This is a genomic window from Brevundimonas sp. UBA7534 (genome assembly GCF_002479325.1).
In the GTDB taxonomy this organism is placed as follows: Bacteria; Pseudomonadota; Alphaproteobacteria; order Caulobacterales; family Caulobacteraceae; genus Brevundimonas.
This window is the reverse complement of record NZ_DLMO01000084.1, coordinates 1-14,341: the sequence shown is the minus strand read 5'-3', so window position 1 is coordinate 14,341 and position 14,341 is coordinate 1. Positions and strand designations below refer to the sequence as shown.

17 protein-coding genes are annotated in these 14,341 nt (G+C 67.6%); 12 read left to right on the top strand and 5 right to left on the bottom strand.

Going from position 1 to position 14,341, the window contains the following annotated elements:
* Window positions 1–170: 170 nt before the first annotated feature.
* The 3 genes from B2U11_RS06280 to B2U11_RS15725 all read right to left on the bottom strand — a co-directional run bounded on the left by B2U11_RS06280 (window position 171) and on the right by B2U11_RS15725 (window position 1,532).
* Window positions 171–578, bottom strand: a complete 408-nt coding sequence (locus tag B2U11_RS06280; RefSeq protein WP_066555132.1) for a GcrA family cell cycle regulator — start codon at window positions 576–578, stop codon at window positions 171–173.
* Window positions 579–703: 125 nt separating this feature from the next.
* Window positions 704–1,129, bottom strand: coding sequence for a single-stranded DNA-binding protein (locus B2U11_RS06275; protein WP_035307844.1), 426 nt, complete (start codon window positions 1,127–1,129; stop codon window positions 704–706).
* Window positions 1,130–1,166: 37 nt separating this feature from the next.
* Entirely contained in the window at window positions 1,167–1,532 is a 366-nt protein-coding gene (locus tag B2U11_RS15725) for a single-stranded DNA-binding protein (RefSeq protein ID WP_035307841.1), read from the bottom strand.
* A gap of 15 nt (window positions 1,533–1,547) precedes the next feature.
* Between B2U11_RS15725 and B2U11_RS15720 the strand changes: the two genes are divergently transcribed.
* Window positions 1,548–1,967, top strand: coding sequence for an NRDE family protein (locus B2U11_RS15720; protein ID WP_368664386.1), 420 nt, complete (start codon window positions 1,548–1,550; stop codon window positions 1,965–1,967).
* Here B2U11_RS15720 and B2U11_RS06265 read toward each other — a convergent pair.
* Complete coding sequence (locus tag B2U11_RS06265; protein WP_035307839.1) at window positions 1,864–2,310, bottom strand: MerR family transcriptional regulator; 447 nt, start codon at window positions 2,308–2,310, stop codon at window positions 1,864–1,866. The two genes, B2U11_RS15720 and B2U11_RS06265, sit on opposite strands and share 104 nt — an antisense overlap.
* A 155-nt stretch (window positions 2,311–2,465) precedes the next feature.
* On the opposite strand from B2U11_RS06265, the gene B2U11_RS06260 reads away from it, so the two are divergent.
* From B2U11_RS06260 to B2U11_RS06210, 11 genes are all read left to right on the top strand, one after another.
* Window positions 2,466–3,032: a cation transporter gene (locus B2U11_RS06260; protein WP_287898783.1), complete on the top strand. Its 567-nt coding sequence runs from the start codon at window positions 2,466–2,468 to the stop codon at window positions 3,030–3,032.
* Between the two features lie 28 nt (window positions 3,033–3,060).
* On the top strand, window positions 3,061–3,417 hold the full coding sequence (locus B2U11_RS06255) for a hypothetical protein (protein ID WP_197019742.1): 357 nt from the start codon (window positions 3,061–3,063) through the stop codon (window positions 3,415–3,417).
* A gap of 56 nt (window positions 3,418–3,473) precedes the next feature.
* On the top strand, window positions 3,474–4,727 hold the full coding sequence (locus B2U11_RS06250; RefSeq protein ID WP_035307836.1) for a TolC family protein: 1,254 nt from the start codon (window positions 3,474–3,476) through the stop codon (window positions 4,725–4,727).
* Entirely contained in the window at window positions 4,727–5,929 is a 1,203-nt protein-coding gene (locus B2U11_RS06245) for an efflux RND transporter periplasmic adaptor subunit (protein ID WP_035307835.1), read from the top strand. Before B2U11_RS06250 ends, B2U11_RS06245 begins: the two co-directional genes overlap by 1 nt.
* Before the next feature lie 8 nt (window positions 5,930–5,937).
* Window positions 5,938–9,162: an efflux RND transporter permease subunit gene (locus B2U11_RS06240; RefSeq protein ID WP_035307833.1), complete on the top strand. Its 3,225-nt coding sequence runs from the start codon at window positions 5,938–5,940 to the stop codon at window positions 9,160–9,162.
* Window positions 9,159–9,764, top strand: a complete 606-nt coding sequence (locus tag B2U11_RS06235) for a cation transporter (protein ID WP_035307831.1) — start codon at window positions 9,159–9,161, stop codon at window positions 9,762–9,764. The genes B2U11_RS06240 and B2U11_RS06235 overlap by 4 nt, the downstream gene beginning before the upstream one ends.
* Before the next feature lie 8 nt (window positions 9,765–9,772).
* Window positions 9,773–10,372, top strand: coding sequence for a methyltransferase family protein (locus B2U11_RS06230; protein ID WP_224764254.1), 600 nt, complete (start codon window positions 9,773–9,775; stop codon window positions 10,370–10,372).
* A gap of 7 nt (window positions 10,373–10,379) precedes the next feature.
* Window positions 10,380–10,511, top strand: a complete 132-nt coding sequence (locus B2U11_RS06225) for a hypothetical protein (protein WP_255347087.1) — start codon at window positions 10,380–10,382, stop codon at window positions 10,509–10,511.
* A gap of 11 nt (window positions 10,512–10,522) precedes the next feature.
* A complete protein-coding gene (locus B2U11_RS06220; RefSeq protein WP_035307827.1) occupies window positions 10,523–13,084 on the top strand; it encodes a heavy metal translocating P-type ATPase in 2,562 nt (853 codons plus the stop codon).
* A gap of 30 nt (window positions 13,085–13,114) precedes the next feature.
* Window positions 13,115–13,552, top strand: a complete 438-nt coding sequence (copM, locus tag B2U11_RS06215) for a CopM family metallochaperone (protein WP_035307825.1) — start codon at window positions 13,115–13,117, stop codon at window positions 13,550–13,552.
* A 115-nt stretch (window positions 13,553–13,667) separates the two neighbouring features.
* Complete coding sequence (locus tag B2U11_RS06210; protein ID WP_035307824.1) at window positions 13,668–13,973, top strand: hypothetical protein; 306 nt, start codon at window positions 13,668–13,670, stop codon at window positions 13,971–13,973.
* A 170-nt stretch (window positions 13,974–14,143) separates the two neighbouring features.
* On the opposite strand, the gene B2U11_RS06205 is transcribed toward B2U11_RS06210, so the two are convergent.
* On the bottom strand, window positions 14,144–14,341 hold a 198-nt coding region (locus tag B2U11_RS06205), incomplete at its 5' end, for a hypothetical protein (protein WP_292070638.1).

Here is a 14,341-nt window from a genome sequence, read left to right as displayed (position 1 = left end):
GGGGTGCCGTGACAAAGTCGGAGGGCGTTGTGTGGGGGCAAGTCGTCGTCGCCCTTCGCGACGACGACTCCATTCGGCGCCGTCGCGCCGATACGGACGAGAAGGCGTCGATCTTCTCGTCCCTCGACGCCGGCGGGCCGGCGGCGCATCCCCAGGCGAGCGAGCCGTCCTCAAGGCGCCACGCCCGCGAGGCGCATAAGGCCCTCCACCGACAGCGGTGTGGGCCGATAGGCGATCGCTGCATGGGCGGCGCAGAAGGCGCCGCGTTCAGACGGACGACCGCAGAGGCTGAAGGCGGCGTCGCCCGGTTCGCCATACGGCCAACGGCAATCCATCCGCCTCACCGACAGAATGGTCGCAACGCCATCGGGCGGCGGCTCGGGCGCCACGTGATGCGCCGCCTCGCGACGAGTCCGGGCGCCTGTGCGCCCCTCCGAGAGGCCGAGGCGAGCGACCTTGCCGAGGACGGCGTTGCGGGTGAGGCCGCCGCCGAGTTCCAGGGCGATGGTCTCGGCGCTCCGCCCTTCGGGCCACAGGCGCTTCAGCAGGTTGATACGGGCTTGGGTCCATGCGGACATGGCGGTCTCCTTCGGCGAGCCCCGATGGCTCGTCCGACCGCGCCCTTCCTCCGGCCTTTCCGTCGCCAGCACGAAGAAGGGCCCGAGGCGCAGCGCGCCCGGGCCCTTCAAATCTCCCCTTCGGATCAGAACGGGATGTCGTCGTTGAGATCGTAGCCGCCGCCCGCCTCGACGCCGCGATCGGCGACGCCGGAGCGGTCTTCGGACGGTTCGCCGACGACGCGCCGGTTCTTCAACCGGATGTCGCTGACGACGAGGCGAAGGTCGTAGTGCTCCACCCCGTCCTTGCCGGTCCAGGTGTCGTTTTCGACATGGCCCTGGATCACGACGCGGCTGCCCTTTCGGGCATAGGGCTGGATGTAGTTTTCAGCCGTCGCCTCGTTGAAGCAGATACAGTTGAAGCCGGTGGTCCGCTCGCCGGGTTCACCGTTGGCGCGCCGGAAGCGGGTGGTTTCCACCACGCGGAAGCTCGCGCGCTTCTTGCCGGAGCCTTGCGCCGACAGGATGGAAGGGTCTGCGGCCAGGTAGCCTTCGAGGGTCAGGGTTTGCATGGTCAGTCTCCTTGAAATCAGGATGAGCGGTTGAGGATCAGGCGGCGGCGCGGTCGTCCGCCGCGTCTGCGCTCGCATCGGCCTGGCGGTCTTCCGCCCAGTCGAGGACGGTGAGCCGATTGATCACCAGCTCCTTGGCCGTCCGCTCCGACCCGTCGCGGGCGGTGTAGGCGGTGTCGATGAAGGCGCCGATCACGACGGCCTCGCACCCTTGCGCCAGCCCGCGCGCGATGACCTTCTCGTTGAGGCCCTTCGACCAGCTGACGCAGTTGACGCCGACCAGCCGGGCCTTGCCGGCATTGTCGGTCCCGCGCTGTTCGAGCAGGCGGAAGACCGCCTTGCCGAAGTCGTCGCTGATCTGGGGGTCGGCCGCGAGGCGGCCCGTGAACACCATGGTCTGCATATCAGTCTCCTGTCGATGCGAAGCCGCCGGGGAGCCGATCTCCCCAATCCCGCTTCGCCCGAGACCTCCCTTCCTCCTCAGCTCCCGGCCGGGCGCTTTCGCCCCGGGCGTGACCGCCTGGACTGTCGCTATCGATCCGCTTTCGCGCGATGCTGGGGCATGTGCGTTCTCACCCTCGCCTGGGATATCCACCCGGACTGGCCGCTCGTGGCGGCCGGCAACCGCGACGAAGAGTACGCTCGACTTTCGGAACCACTGGTGCTCCGCCGGGTCGTTCACCTGACCGATACGGCCAAGGTTGTTTGGAGTGACGGAACGCGAAGGGCCGTCGTCATGCGTGGAGACCGTCACAGTGCGCATGGTTTCCAAGCGCCTCAATCACTCGGCAGTCGGAAATCCGCCCACCTGAGCAACTCGCCGCCTGAATACGGGTGAGTTCGGCGTGCAGCGCCTGAAGCCCGGCGATGCGAGTCTCAACCGCCGCAAGCTGGCGTTCGGCGATCCGGTTGACCTCCGTGCAGGGCTGGTCGGGTTCGTCGGACAGCGCCAGCAGGGCGCGGATGTCGTCGATCTCGAACCCCAGCTGCCGCGCGTGGCGAATGAAGGCGAGCCGCCGCGTCGCAGCGCCGTCGTAAAGGCGTCGGTCGCTCGCGGTGCGGGGCGGCTCCTCCAGCAGTCCGATCTTCTCGTAGAACCGGATCGTCGGAACCTTCACGCCGGTCTCGGCCGAAAGGCGCCCGATCGTCCGGAGCGGGGGAGGGGATGGGTCTCTGGCCATGCTCGAAATATAGGGCTTGATCCTCTAGTGGCTAGAGGATGCATGAAGGGTGCATGACGACGCCCGCTCCGACAGAATCCTGCGCCCCGGCCCGAGGCTGCTGCGGCCATCAGGTCCGGTTCGACGGGGCCTCGCCCGCCTATCGGCGCGTGCTGATGGCCGTCATCGCCCTTAATCTGGGTGGGTTCTTCGCGGTCGCCGCGGGCGGTCTCATGCAGGGATCGGCGGCTCTCGCCGCCAATGCGATGGACTTCCTGGCCGACAGCGCCACCTACGCCGTCAGCCTCTGGGCCATCGGCAAGTCCGTGCGGGTGCGGTCCGGTGCCGCAGTCTTCAAAAGCGCAAGCCTCCTCGTCATGGCCGTGAGCATTCTCGGCTACGCCGTCTGGAGAGCGGTCACGGGGCAGCCGCCCGAAGGCGTCGTCATCACCGGTCTGGGACTGGTCGGCTTCGCCGCGAATCTAATCGCCGCCCTGCTGCTCGTGCGTTTCCGTGACGGTGACGCCAACGTGCGCTCCGTCTGGCTTTGCACACGGAACGATCTGATCCACAGCCTGGGCGTCGCCGCGGCCGGCGGGCTGGTCTGGCTGACTGGATCCCGGTGGCCGGACTTGCTGGCGGGCCTTCTGCTGGGCGGCGTCTTCCTCCAGTCCGCCATTTCGATCTTGGTGCAGGCTAGGGCGGAGAGCCGCGCAGCCCACGCCGCTGTTCGGACTTTGTAACGCATTGCCTAACTTCGAGAACGAAAGTATGCAGCGCGCGATGACCTGGTCGATGACGACATGGGCGAAGCTGATCGTGGCGATGACTCTTGTCTTCGCCGCCTTCTTCTTTGCGCCCGCCGTCGACGCCGCGACCTGTCTGCCGGAACCGCCTGCGGCTCACGCGGTCGTCGATCATGATCAAAGCGAGGGCGACCACAGCGGCAAGAGCGGCGGTCACGGGATCTGCTCGCACGGCCACTGCCACCACACCTCAACGGCGCGCGGTCCTGCCGTGGACGCCTTTGCTCCGTCGTTCGGCGAGCCTCCTCTGCAAAGCGGCCGACAGGATGACTTCCGGGCGTCCATCACGCCTGACGGCCTGAAGCGTCCTCCCAGAGTCTGACCGAAGACCTGCGCCTTAGCGCGCCTCTTCGTCCTCAGAAACTCTGGAAATGAATCATGTCTCCCACATCTCGCAGGCGGCCGCGTTACGCGGTCGGCTGCGCCCTCGCTGCGATCGCGGCGACCCTGGCCAGTCCCGTATGGGCTGACCCAGCTCCGACCTATGCCCAACTCCTCGCTCAACTCGGGAATGCGCCTGCGACCCTTGAGGCGGGCGCCAACTACGACGCAGCGGAAGCCCGTGTCCGTCAGGCACGGGTGCGTCCCAACCCTGTCCTCGGCTTCGATGTCGAGAACGCCTATGGCTCAGGCCCCTATTCGGGTCTGAACAACGCGGACATGACCCTGGCGATCAGTCAGGATCTCGAGCTGTGGGGACGTCGTTCGACGCGCATCGCCGCCGCTCGCGCCGAGGCCGGCGCAGTGGGCCTTCAACGAGACCTTGCGGTCATCGACGCCGCAGGCCGCCTGGCCCTGATCTATGCCGAAGCGGAGGCCGCGCAGAGGCGAGCCACGCTCGCGGAAGAAACCCTCACGCTGACCGTCGCGGATGCCCGCGCGGCCCTGACCCTCGTGGAGGAAGGTCGCGAACCTCTCCTCCGCGGCATTCAGGGGGAGGCCGAGGCTGCCTCGGCGCGCGCGACGCGGGATGAAGCTGTCGCGGAACGCGACGCGGCCTATGCCCGTCTCACGGCTGTCGCCATGATCCCGGTTCCGGTCACGCAGATCGAAGACAGCCTTCTCGACGAGGCGCCGACGACGATCGGATCCGTGATCGAGGATGCGCCGACGGTCCGCGTCGCCGAAGCCCAACGGTCCGCCGCCGAACGACGCATCGATGTTCAACGGGTTCAGGCCCGCCCCGACATCAACGCCAGTATCGGCATCCGCCGCTTCGAGGCGGAAGATGCGACGGCGCTGACTTTCGGCGTCAGCATGCCGCTGCCGTTGTTCGACCGGAACCGGGGAAACATCGAAGCGGCGCAAGCCGAGTTTCGCGCTGCCGACGCCCGGCTGATGAGTGCGCGGCAGGAAGCCCAGGCGGACCGCGCTGCCGCGGTCGCTCGCCTTTCGGCCTCGGTCAGTCGCGTCAACGCTGCTGACGGCGGCGTCACCGCCGCAGAGGAAGCCTATCGCCTGTCCCGCATCGGCTTTGAGTCCGGCCGCATTTCCCAGGTCGAACTGCGGGTGACCCGCACCGCCCTCGTCAACGCCCGGTCTGCAGCGGTCGACGCGCGTCTCGCGCGCGTCCGAGCCGAGATCGATCTCGCGCGCCTTGATGGCCGCGCCCCCTTCGAAGGAGCCCAGTGATGCGCAAGCGCACATCGAACAAGACCCTGCTGATCGGCGGCGTCGCCGCCCTGGTCATTCTCGGAGGCGGCGGCCTCTGGTTGGCCACCCGGTCCTCCGAACCCGCCGCGCCGGCTGCCGCCGAAGGCGAAGCCGGCCATGCCGAGGAAGAGGGGGGACACGCCGAGGGGGAGGCCGCCGGGGCAGAGACCGAAGGTCGGATTGAACTCACCACAGCAGAGATCCAGGCAGCGGGCATCACGGTCGTCGGCGTCGGCGGCGGAGGAGGAGGGGAGACCCGGCTCGCCGGCCGCGTAGAGCCGATGGTCGATTCTCGCGCTGCCGTGGGCGCTGCCGTCGGAGGTCGCGTCGAGCGCGTTCTCGTCGCGCCGGGTCAGTCGGTCCGCGCCGGTCAGCCGCTTGTGAGCCTTGTCAGCGGCGAGGCGGCGACCTTCCGCGCGGACGCCGACGCGGCCGGGGCATCCGCTGAAGCGGCGCGCCAGGCCTATGAGCGAAATCGCAGTCTGGCGGATCAGGGCATCGTCGCGCGGCAGGAGGTCGAAGCGTCACGCGCCCAGTTCCTGAGCGCCGAGGCGGCGACCCGCGCCGCTCGCGCCCGCTCGGCGGCCGCTGGCTCTCCGAACGCTTCGGGCAGGCTCAGCGTGACCAGTCCGATCTCGGGCGTGGTCAGCAGCGTCCAGGTCGGTCCGGGCGGGTTCGTCGCCCAGGGCGGCGTGGTGGCGGAAGTCAGCAATCCTGCTCGTGTCGAGATGGTCTTCAACGCACCGCCTGCCCTTGCGGCCAATGTGCGTGCCGGTGCGCCAATGCGCGTGACCGGGCCGAACGGCGAGTTCGACGCCGTCGTCACCGGCGTCGCCGCCGACGCCGGTCTCAGCGAAAGCGGCGCGACCGTGATCCGGGCCCGACCCTCTGGCGCGTCTCTGCCGCCAGCCGGTTCGGCCGTCACTGGCGCCATCGTGACCGGCGAGGCGACTGGCGGGATGACCGTGCCCACCGAGGCGGTCCAGACCGTCGATGGAAACACCGTGGTCTTCGTGCAGGTCGAGGGCGGCTTCCAAGCCGTGCAAGTGCTCGCAGGCCGCCAGGCCGCGGGCCGCACCGAGATCCTGCGCGGGCTCACCGGATCTGAACGCGTGGCGTCCGCCAACGCCTTCCTGCTCAAGGCCGAAATGGCCAAGGGCGAAGCCGAGCACGGGCACTAGGGGGCGTCATGTTCAAAGCACTTATCGAAGCCTCGGTCCGCTTCCGATGGTTCGTGGTCCTGGCGACGGCGATCGTCGCCGCCTTCGGCCTCTACAACCTGACGCAGCTACCCATCGACGCCGTGCCGGACATCACCAACCGGCAGGTTCAGATCAACACCATCGCGCCAGCGCTCGCGCCCGAGCAGATGGAACGTCAGGTCACCTATCCGCTCGAAACCGCGATGGCGGGTATTCCTGGCATCCAGACCACGCGGTCGCTGAGCCGAAACGGCTTCAGCCAGGTCACGGTCATCTTCTCCGACAACACGGACATCTACTTCGCCCGCCAGCAGGTGGCCGAACGGATGGCCCAGGCGCGCGAACGGTTGCCCGAAGGCGTGGAGCCGGCGCTTGCGCCCATCACCACGGGACTGGGCGAGGTGCTGATGTGGACGGTCGACTTCAAGCCGTTCAACAGCGCCAACCTCGCCAAACCGGGTGAGCCCGGCTGGCAGGCGGGCGGCGCCTATCTGACGCCCGAAGGCGAACTCCTGACCACGCCCCAGGCCCGCGCAACCTATCTCCGCACGGTTCAGGACTGGATCATCGCCCCGCGCATGCGGACCGCGAAGGGACTGGCCGGCGTTGATGTGAACGGCGGCTATGTGAAGGAGTATGCGGTCCGACCCGACGCCGCGCGTCTGGCGGGTTACGGTCTGAGCCTGAACGATCTCGTCGTCGCGCTGGAACGGGCTAACACCCAGGCTGGCGCTGGCTATGTCCAGCGGTCCGGCGAAGCCTTGACCGTGCGGACCGACGCCTTGGCGCAGACCATCCCGGATCTCGCCCAGGCCCCCGTCGTCAACCGCAACGGACTGGTCGTCCGGGTCGCCGACGTCGCCACCGTCGAGATTGGCCAGGCGCCGCGTCTCGGCGGCGCCAGCCGCGACGGCCACGAGGCCGTGGTTGGTACGGCGCTGATGCTGGCCGGCGGCAACAGCCGGACGGTGGCCCAAGCCGCAGCCGAACGTCTCGAGGAGGTTTCCGCGAGCCTGCCGCCGAGCGTTGTCGCCGAACCGGTCCTGAACCGCAGCTCGCTGGTCAACAAGACCATCTCAACCGTCGCCAAGAACCTGATCGAAGGCGCTCTGCTGGTGATCGTGGTGCTGTTCCTGCTGCTCGGCAACATCCGTGCGGCCTCGATCACCGCCCTGATGATCCCGATCAGCTTCCTGTTCGCGGTCATCGGCATGAACCGCTTTGGCATCAGCGGAAACCTGATGAGCCTCGGCGCGCTGGACTTCGGCCTTCTGGTCGACGGCGCGGTCGTGGTGGTCGAGAATACCCTGCTGATGCTCAGCCAGCGGCGGGCCGAAGCCGGTCGAATGCTGACACGCCGGGAGCGGCTCGAGGTTGCTGGAGCCGCGGCGCGTCAGATGGTCAAACCGGCTGCTTTTGGCCAGCTGATCATCCTCCTGGTCTTCACGCCGCTGCTGATGCTTGAGGGCGTGGAGGGCAAGACCTTCATCCCCATGGGCGCAACGGTGATGCTGGCCCTCGTCGGCGCCTTCATCTTCTCCTTCACCTTCGTGCCGGCGATGACGGCCCTGCTGGTCCGGGATCCGAAGAAGGTCGAGGTCGATGAGCACGGCCACGCCCACGAGCACGAGACCTTCATCCTCCGATACGCGCGGCGCTGGATCGAACCGGCGATCCGCGCCGCCGTCGACCGGCCCAAAGTCGTCCTGGCGTCCGCGCTCGGCGCCCTCGTCATTGGCGGCATCGCCTTCAGTTCTTTGGGGCGGGAGTTCATTCCGACCCTGGATGAAGGCGATATCGCCATGCAGGCGTTGCGCGTGCCGTCCGCCTCGCTGGAACAATCGCTGGCGATGCAGATGGCCCTCGAACGCGTCATCAAGGCCCAGCCCGAGGTGAAGACTGTCTTCGCCCGGACCGGGACGGCGGAGGCGGCGGTGGACCCGATGCCGCCGAACATTTCGGACGCGGTCATCGTCCTGAAAGACCGCAAGGAGTGGCCCGATCCGAACCTTCCGAAAGAGGAGCTGATCGAACGGTTCGAAGAGCTCGCCGCCGGACAACTCGGCAACAGCTTCGAGTTCAGCCAGCCCATCGAGCTGCGCTTCAACGAGCTGATCTCGGGGGTTCGGACCGACCTCGCCGTGATGGTCTATGGCGACGACTTCACCCAGCTGCAGGCCACTGCGGACCGGGTCGCCGCCGCCCTGCGCGCAACGCCCGGATCTGCCGACGTTCGCGTCGAACAGGCGTCCGGGCTGCCCACCCTGACCGTCAGCGTGGATCGTTTCGCGGCCGCCAACTACGGCTTGTCGGCCGCCGATGTCTCCGAGGCGGTTTCGGCCGCGGTCGGCGGCGCCGAGGCCGGGCAAATCTTCGAAGGCGATCGTCGCTTCAGCGTCGTCGTCCGTCTCGCGGATGATGCACGGAATGATCCGGCGGCCCTTGCGGCTCTGCCGGTAACGACCGCCACAGGCGTGACCGTGCCGCTCTCCTCCGTCGCCCGGATTCAGGTCGCGGAAGGACAGAACCAGATCAGCCGCAATGACGGCAGCCGGCGGATGGTGGTGCAGGCCAACGTTCGCGGGCGCGACCTGGGCGGCTTCGTCACCGAGGCCCAGGCCAAGGTGGAGGCCGACGTCGATCTTCCGACCGGCTACTCCCTGACCTGGGGTGGCCAGTTCGAGAACCTGAAGCGGGCCGAACAGCGTCTGGGGCTGGTCATTCCGATCGTCTTCATCCTGATCGGGGTCTTGCTTTTCATGGCTCTGGGATCCTTCGCCGAGGCGGGCCTGGTGTTCGCGTGCGTTCCGTTGGCTCTGGTCGGCGGCGCCCTGGCGCTTGTCCTCAGGGGGATGCCGTTCTCGGTTTCCGCAGCGGTCGGCTTCATCGCCGTGTCCGGCGTCGCGACCTTGAACGGTCTCGTGCTGATGCAGGCCATTCGGGAGCGTCTCACGGGCGGAGCGGCGCCGCGTCTTGCCGCCATCGAAGGCGCGACAAGCCGGCTTCGCGCCGTCCTGACGACGGCTCTCGTCGCCATCGTCGGGTTTATCCCGATGGCATTCGCTCACGGCGCCGGCGCCGAAGTGCAGAAGCCGCTGGCCACCGTGGTCATCGGAGGCCTGCTCACGGCCACCGCGCTGACGCTCCTTGTCCTTCCGACCTTCGCGGCCAAGGCCGTGAAACACCGGAAGGCGGAAGGGATCGAGGAATGAGCGGGGCCCACGAAACAGAGCAGGTCCAGCGCCGCACCCTCCTGGTGGTGCTGTTCCTGAACGCTCTGCTGTTCGTGGGCCTGGGAGTCGGCGGCCTCGCCGCCGACTCCAGCGCTCTGCTCGCGAACGCCGTCGACAACGGCTCCGACGCGGCCGTCTATCTGATCAGCTTCCTCGCCGTCGGGCGCGCGCTGATCTGGAAGACGCGGGCGGCTCAGGTCTCCGGCGTGATGCTGCTGATCTTCTCGGTCCTCGTCCTGCTCGACGCCCTGCGCCGGACGCTGACGGGAACCGAGCCGGTCGGACCGACCATGATGGTGCTCGCTGTCGTAGCGGCGGTTATCAATCTGATCTGCCTGCTGTTGATCCGTCGTCAGCAGAGCAGCGACGTCAACATGAAGGCGGCCGAGACATTCAGCCTGAACGATTTCGCCTCGAACGGCGGCATCCTCGTCGCAGGCGGCCTGGTGATGTGGTTGGACCAGTCGTGGCCCGACCTGCTGGTGGGGGTGCTGGTCGCCGCCATAGCCGCCAAGGGCGGCTTCGACATTCTACGCGATGCGCGCCTTGCGCGACGCGACGCGGAGAGCTCGGTGACATGAGCCCGCCGTTGATCGACATCGCCTCCGTCCAGCGCTGGCGCAAACTCTTCATCGCCGCCGGGTTGTTCGCCCTGCTGGCCTGGACCGCTCTCGTGAAGGCCCAGCCACAGCTCGAGCATCCCGTCGAACATCTCGGGCTGATCGCCATCATGGTTTGCGTCTTGGGGCGCGCCTGGTGCTCGCTCTACATCGGCGGCCGAAAGAAGCAGGAGATCGTCACCAGCGGGCCTTATTCGCTGTGTCGAAACCCGCTTTATGTTTTCAGCTTCATCGGCGCATTCGGGATCGGCGCACAGACGGGCAGCCTGACCGTCGGCGCCACCTTCGCCGTCGCCTGCTGGATCGTGTTCCGCATCGTCGCGAGCCGAGAGGAAAGCTTCCTGACGTCGGCCTTCGGCGACACCTACCGCAGCTACGTCGTGCGCACCCCCCGCTTCGTTCCGAACCTGCGCCTCTGGCGTGATGAGGCGGAACTGTCCGTCCGGCCGGCCTTCTTCCTCCGGACTGTCCGCGACGGCCTTGTCTTCCTTCTGGCGTTGCCCGTGTTCGAGGGACTGGAGCACCTCCAGAACCTCGGCTGGCTCGACGCTCTCATCGCCCTACCGTGAGGTCGAGATGAACCGCAAGCGACTGGTCATCCTCCTGAGTGCGGCTTTGGCGATCGCCGCCTTCGTCGCTGGAGCCGTCGCCCAGCGCGCCGGGATGTTCGTGCCTGACCGCTCGATCCCTACCCGTGATGTCTCCTGAGGAGCCCGATCATGCCCAAGACCCTCCGCCTCAACATTCCCGTCCTCCTGCCTCATGCGCCCGATGTGCAGGACGGCTGCGTTGGACGGCTGATCGCGCTGTTGCGGGCCGAACCCGGCGTCTCTGAGGCGCATGTCGCCGAAGGCGAGGGAGGCCCAGAGCTTTGCATCCATTACGACCCCGACCAGCTGTCGCTGGCTCAGGTCCGTCGCCGTGCGCGTCAGGCCGGAGCCGAGGTCAGTGAGCGTTTCGGGCATCTCGTCGGGCGAGTGGAGGGTGTCCGCCACGCCCGGCACGCCCGCACGCTCGCGGCCGCGCTCGGCGAAGAAGCCGGCGTGATCGAGGCGGTGCTGGATCCGGCTGGCGCTCTGCGCCTGGAGTTCGACCGGCAGATCACGAACCGTGAGACGCTTGTCGATCGCCTTGCGAGCCACGGCCTCGCACTGGTCGGAGCGACGGAGGACGCTGCTTCAGCCACTGCAAAGCGCCCTGATGCGCAGCCGACTGCGCCATCCGATGACGAGGCCAGTCATACGCCCGATGACGGTCACGGCCATGGCCACTTCGATGGCGATGGCCATGACCACGGACATTCCGAAGGCGACGGGCACGACCATGGTCATGGCGGCTTCCTCGGACCCAACACGGAGCTCATTTTCGCGGTCGGCAGCGGTGTCGCGCTCACGATTGGTTGGCTGATCGAGAAATTCATTCCGGGCGTGCCGGGATGGCTGCCCTTCGGCCTTTTCCTGATCGCCTATGCCTTGGGCGGCTGGTTCACGGTCGGCGAGGCTGTCGGGAATCTGCGGCGCAAGCGTTTCGAGATCGACACCCTGATGCTGGTGGCCGCAGCCGGCGCCGCGGCGCTCGGAGCCTGGGCGGAAGGGGCGCTGCTACTGTTCCTGTTCAGCCTCGGGCACGCCCTCGAACACTTCGCGATGGGTCGCGCCAAGAAGGCGATCGAGGCTCTGGCCGCCTTGGCCCCGCGCACCGCTCATGTGCGGCGAGGAGAGGCCGTCGTCGAACTTCCGGTCGAAGAGCTGGAAGTCGGCGACCTCGTCGTCGTCCGGCCGAACGAGCGTCTCCCGGCCGACGGCTTCGTCGTGAAGGGAACATCCAGCGTGAACCAGGCTCCCGTGACAGGGGAGAGCATTCCGGTGGACAAGCAGCCTGTCCTGAACCCCGAGGAGGCCCGCGCCAAGCCGGCGAATGTCTCGGCGGCGTCGGTGGTCTTCGCCGGCACCATTAACGGCGGCGGCGCCATCGAGATCGAAACGACGCGTCGATCCAACGACACCACCTTGGCCAAGGTCGTCCGGATGGTGAGTGAGGCCGAGACCCAAAAGTCGCCGACCCAGCGCTTCACCGATCGCTTCGAGCGCGTCTTCGTGCCCCTCGTGCTCGGTCTGGCCTTCGTCCTCCTGTTTGCATGGGTTGTCGTCGACGAGCCGTTCCGCGACAGCTTCTATCGGGCGATGGCCGTGCTGGTGGCCGCCAGTCCGTGCGCTCTCGCGATCGCCACGCCGAGCGCGGTGTTGTCCGGGGTCGCCCGGGCGGCCCGCGCCGGGGTTCTCGTCAAGGGTGGCGCGCCGCTCGAAAACCTGGGAGCGCTCGACGCCATCGCGTTTGACAAGACCGGGACGCTGACCGAGGGGCGGCCGCGGATCACCGATGTCGTTCCGTTCGGCCAGACGACAGAGAGCGAGCTCCTGGAGATTGCTGTCGCGGTCGAACGGCTCAGCGATCACCCCTTGGCGGAAGCGATCGTCCGCGACGGAAGCCAGCGGTTGGTCGCCGCCCCCGTTCGAACCGCAACGGATTTGCGTAGCCTGACTGGCAAGGGCGTCACGGCACGCCTGGACGACCAGGATGTTTGGATCGGCAAACCGGAGATGTTCGGTTCGGACGCCATCGCTCCGCTCGCACCGGACACCGAGATCGCCGTCGCGGGCCTTCGAAACCAGGGACGGACGCTCATGGTGGTTCGCCGCGGGACAAAGGATCTCGGGGTCATCGGCCTTCTCGACACGCCTCGGGCCAAGGCGCGCGAGACCCTTACCGCGCTCCGCGCGCTCGGCATTCGCCGCATGATCATGATCTCGGGCGACCACCAGAAGGCGGCCCAGGCGGTGGCCGGTCAGGTCGGGCTGACCGAGGCGTGGGGCGACCTGATGCCGGAGGACAAGGTCGACGCCATCAAGAAACTCCGGGCGGAGACCAAGGTCGCCATGGTCGGCGATGGCGTCAACGATGCTCCGGCGATGGCCACCGCGACGGTCGGCGTCGCCATGGGTGCGGCGGGATCGGACGTCGCCCTGGAGACCGCCGACGTAGCCTTGATGGCGGATGATTTGTCGAAGTTGCCCTTCACCGTGGGTCTCAGCCGTCAAACCCGCCGCATCATCCGCCAGAACCTGTTCGTCAGCCTCGGGGTCGTGGCGTTCCTCGTCCCGGCGACGATCCTCGGTCTCGGCATCGGCCCTGCCGTCGCCCTCCACGAGGGTTCCACCCTGCTGGTCGTCTTCAACGCGCTTCGCCTTCTGGCGTGGCGCGGTCCGCGCGGCGTCGAATGACCCGCCTTCAGGAAAGCAAAGGATAGTCCAATGAAACGTCTCGGCTGGGTTGGCGTCATCGCCGCCTTTCTCCTGATCTCGGTCTTCGGCTTCGGGATGCTCTCGCGGCAGGGTCGCCCGGCGCCGGAGCCGACGGCAGTCGATGCACGCCCGATCGACCAGCATGCCGGGCACGGCGATGCCGCCTCGGATAATCCCGCCACCCGTTCCTACAAGGAGGCGAACGAGCGGATGCACGCCGCTATGAACATCGACTACAGCGGCGACGCCGATGTCGACTTCATGCGCGGGATGATCGCCCACCACGAGGGGGCGGTCGCCATGGCAAGGATTGCGCTCGACCAAGGTTCGGATCCCGAGGTCAAGGGCCTCGCGGAGGAGATCATTCGGACTCAGGAAGCTGAAATTGTCCGTATGCGGGTGTGGCTGGCCAACCGCGCGGCTCGCCCGGCGGACGCGCAGGGCTGAAGCCATGGGGGGCAAGCGATCCCCGATCCGGAGCAAGGCTCCTCGATGGCGTCCAGGGCGCTACAAGGGGCGCGGCCGGTCCAAGCTATACGGGAGGCCAGAGCCGTTCCGGCCGGTGCAGGACACACTGATCGCGATTGGCGCGAGCCTCGTCGCCGGCGCGATCGTCGTCTGTCTCGCCGTACCGCTGGCGGCGACCTACCGCATCCCGGTGTTCGTGTCCTTCGGCGTTCTCATGTCGCTCCTGGCGATCATGACCTATCGTCTCGGGCGGAAGGGGCAGGCTGGACGGGTCATGACCGCCGCCATGGCGACTGTATGTCTCTTGGGGTTCGGCCTTCTTGTTCTGACGCGAGATCAGTTGCAGTTCGGTCCGCGTCATCACGATCACCCCGGAGTGGCCGAAGCGGCACGGCCTTGAGACTGCAGCGCAGACCGCCAGGCCGCAGCCGGTCTGGGTTTCGCGGGACGGTGTCGCTCTTCCCATTTGGTAATCGTCGGCGCGCTGCCGCTGTTGATTCCAGTCGCCGGACTTGTCGGTATCGCGCCCGGCGACCCGCAGTGAGCCGGCAAGCGTAAGTCGCTGTTTCGCTAGGCTGCGGCACCCTCCAGGATCGACTGGACCGGATGGCGGCGCAGCACCCCCTCCACGACATCGGGCCGGTCCACCGGAACGAAGACCCGTGGGGCATAGGCGATGATCTCGACGAAGCAGCCGAGCGAGACCAGGGCGTCACGGTCGGTGCGGCCCCCGACCACTTCCAGCCGCCAGCGGTCCATGACCCGCGA

Excerpts from the sequence above, each read along its gene's own strand:
- B2U11_RS15725 (WP_035307841.1), bottom strand. The coding sequence starts at position 1,532 with ATGCAGACCATGGTGTTCACGGGCCGCCTCGCGGCCGACCCCCAGATC.
- B2U11_RS06260 (WP_287898783.1), top strand. The coding sequence starts at position 2,466 with ATGGCCGTCATCGCCCTTAATCTGGGTGGGTTCTTCGCGGTCGCCGCG.
- copM (WP_035307825.1), top strand. The coding sequence starts at position 13,115 with ATGAAACGTCTCGGCTGGGTTGGCGTCATCGCCGCCTTTCTCCTGATC.
- B2U11_RS15720 (WP_368664386.1), top strand. The coding sequence starts at position 1,548 with ATGCGAAGCCGCCGGGGAGCCGATCTCCCCAATCCCGCTTCGCCCGAG.
- B2U11_RS06240 (WP_035307833.1), top strand. The coding sequence starts at position 5,938 with ATGTTCAAAGCACTTATCGAAGCCTCGGTCCGCTTCCGATGGTTCGTG.
- B2U11_RS06275 (WP_035307844.1), bottom strand. The coding sequence starts at position 1,129 with ATGCAAACCCTGACCCTCGAAGGCTACCTGGCCGCAGACCCTTCCATC.
- B2U11_RS06225 (WP_255347087.1), top strand. The coding sequence starts at position 10,380 with ATGAACCGCAAGCGACTGGTCATCCTCCTGAGTGCGGCTTTGGCGATC.
- B2U11_RS06255 (WP_197019742.1), top strand. The coding sequence starts at position 3,061 with ATGCAGCGCGCGATGACCTGGTCGATGACGACATGGGCGAAGCTGATC.
- B2U11_RS06245 (WP_035307835.1), top strand. The coding sequence starts at position 4,727 with ATGCGCAAGCGCACATCGAACAAGACCCTGCTGATCGGCGGCGTCGCC.
- B2U11_RS06280 (WP_066555132.1), bottom strand. The coding sequence starts at position 578 with ATGTCCGCATGGACCCAAGCCCGTATCAACCTGCTGAAGCGCCTGTGG.
- B2U11_RS06220 (WP_035307827.1), top strand. The coding sequence starts at position 10,523 with ATGCCCAAGACCCTCCGCCTCAACATTCCCGTCCTCCTGCCTCATGCG.
- B2U11_RS06235 (WP_035307831.1), top strand. The coding sequence starts at position 9,159 with ATGAGCGGGGCCCACGAAACAGAGCAGGTCCAGCGCCGCACCCTCCTG.
- B2U11_RS06250 (WP_035307836.1), top strand. The coding sequence starts at position 3,474 with ATGTCTCCCACATCTCGCAGGCGGCCGCGTTACGCGGTCGGCTGCGCC.
- B2U11_RS06265 (WP_035307839.1), bottom strand. The coding sequence starts at position 2,310 with ATGGCCAGAGACCCATCCCCTCCCCCGCTCCGGACGATCGGGCGCCTT.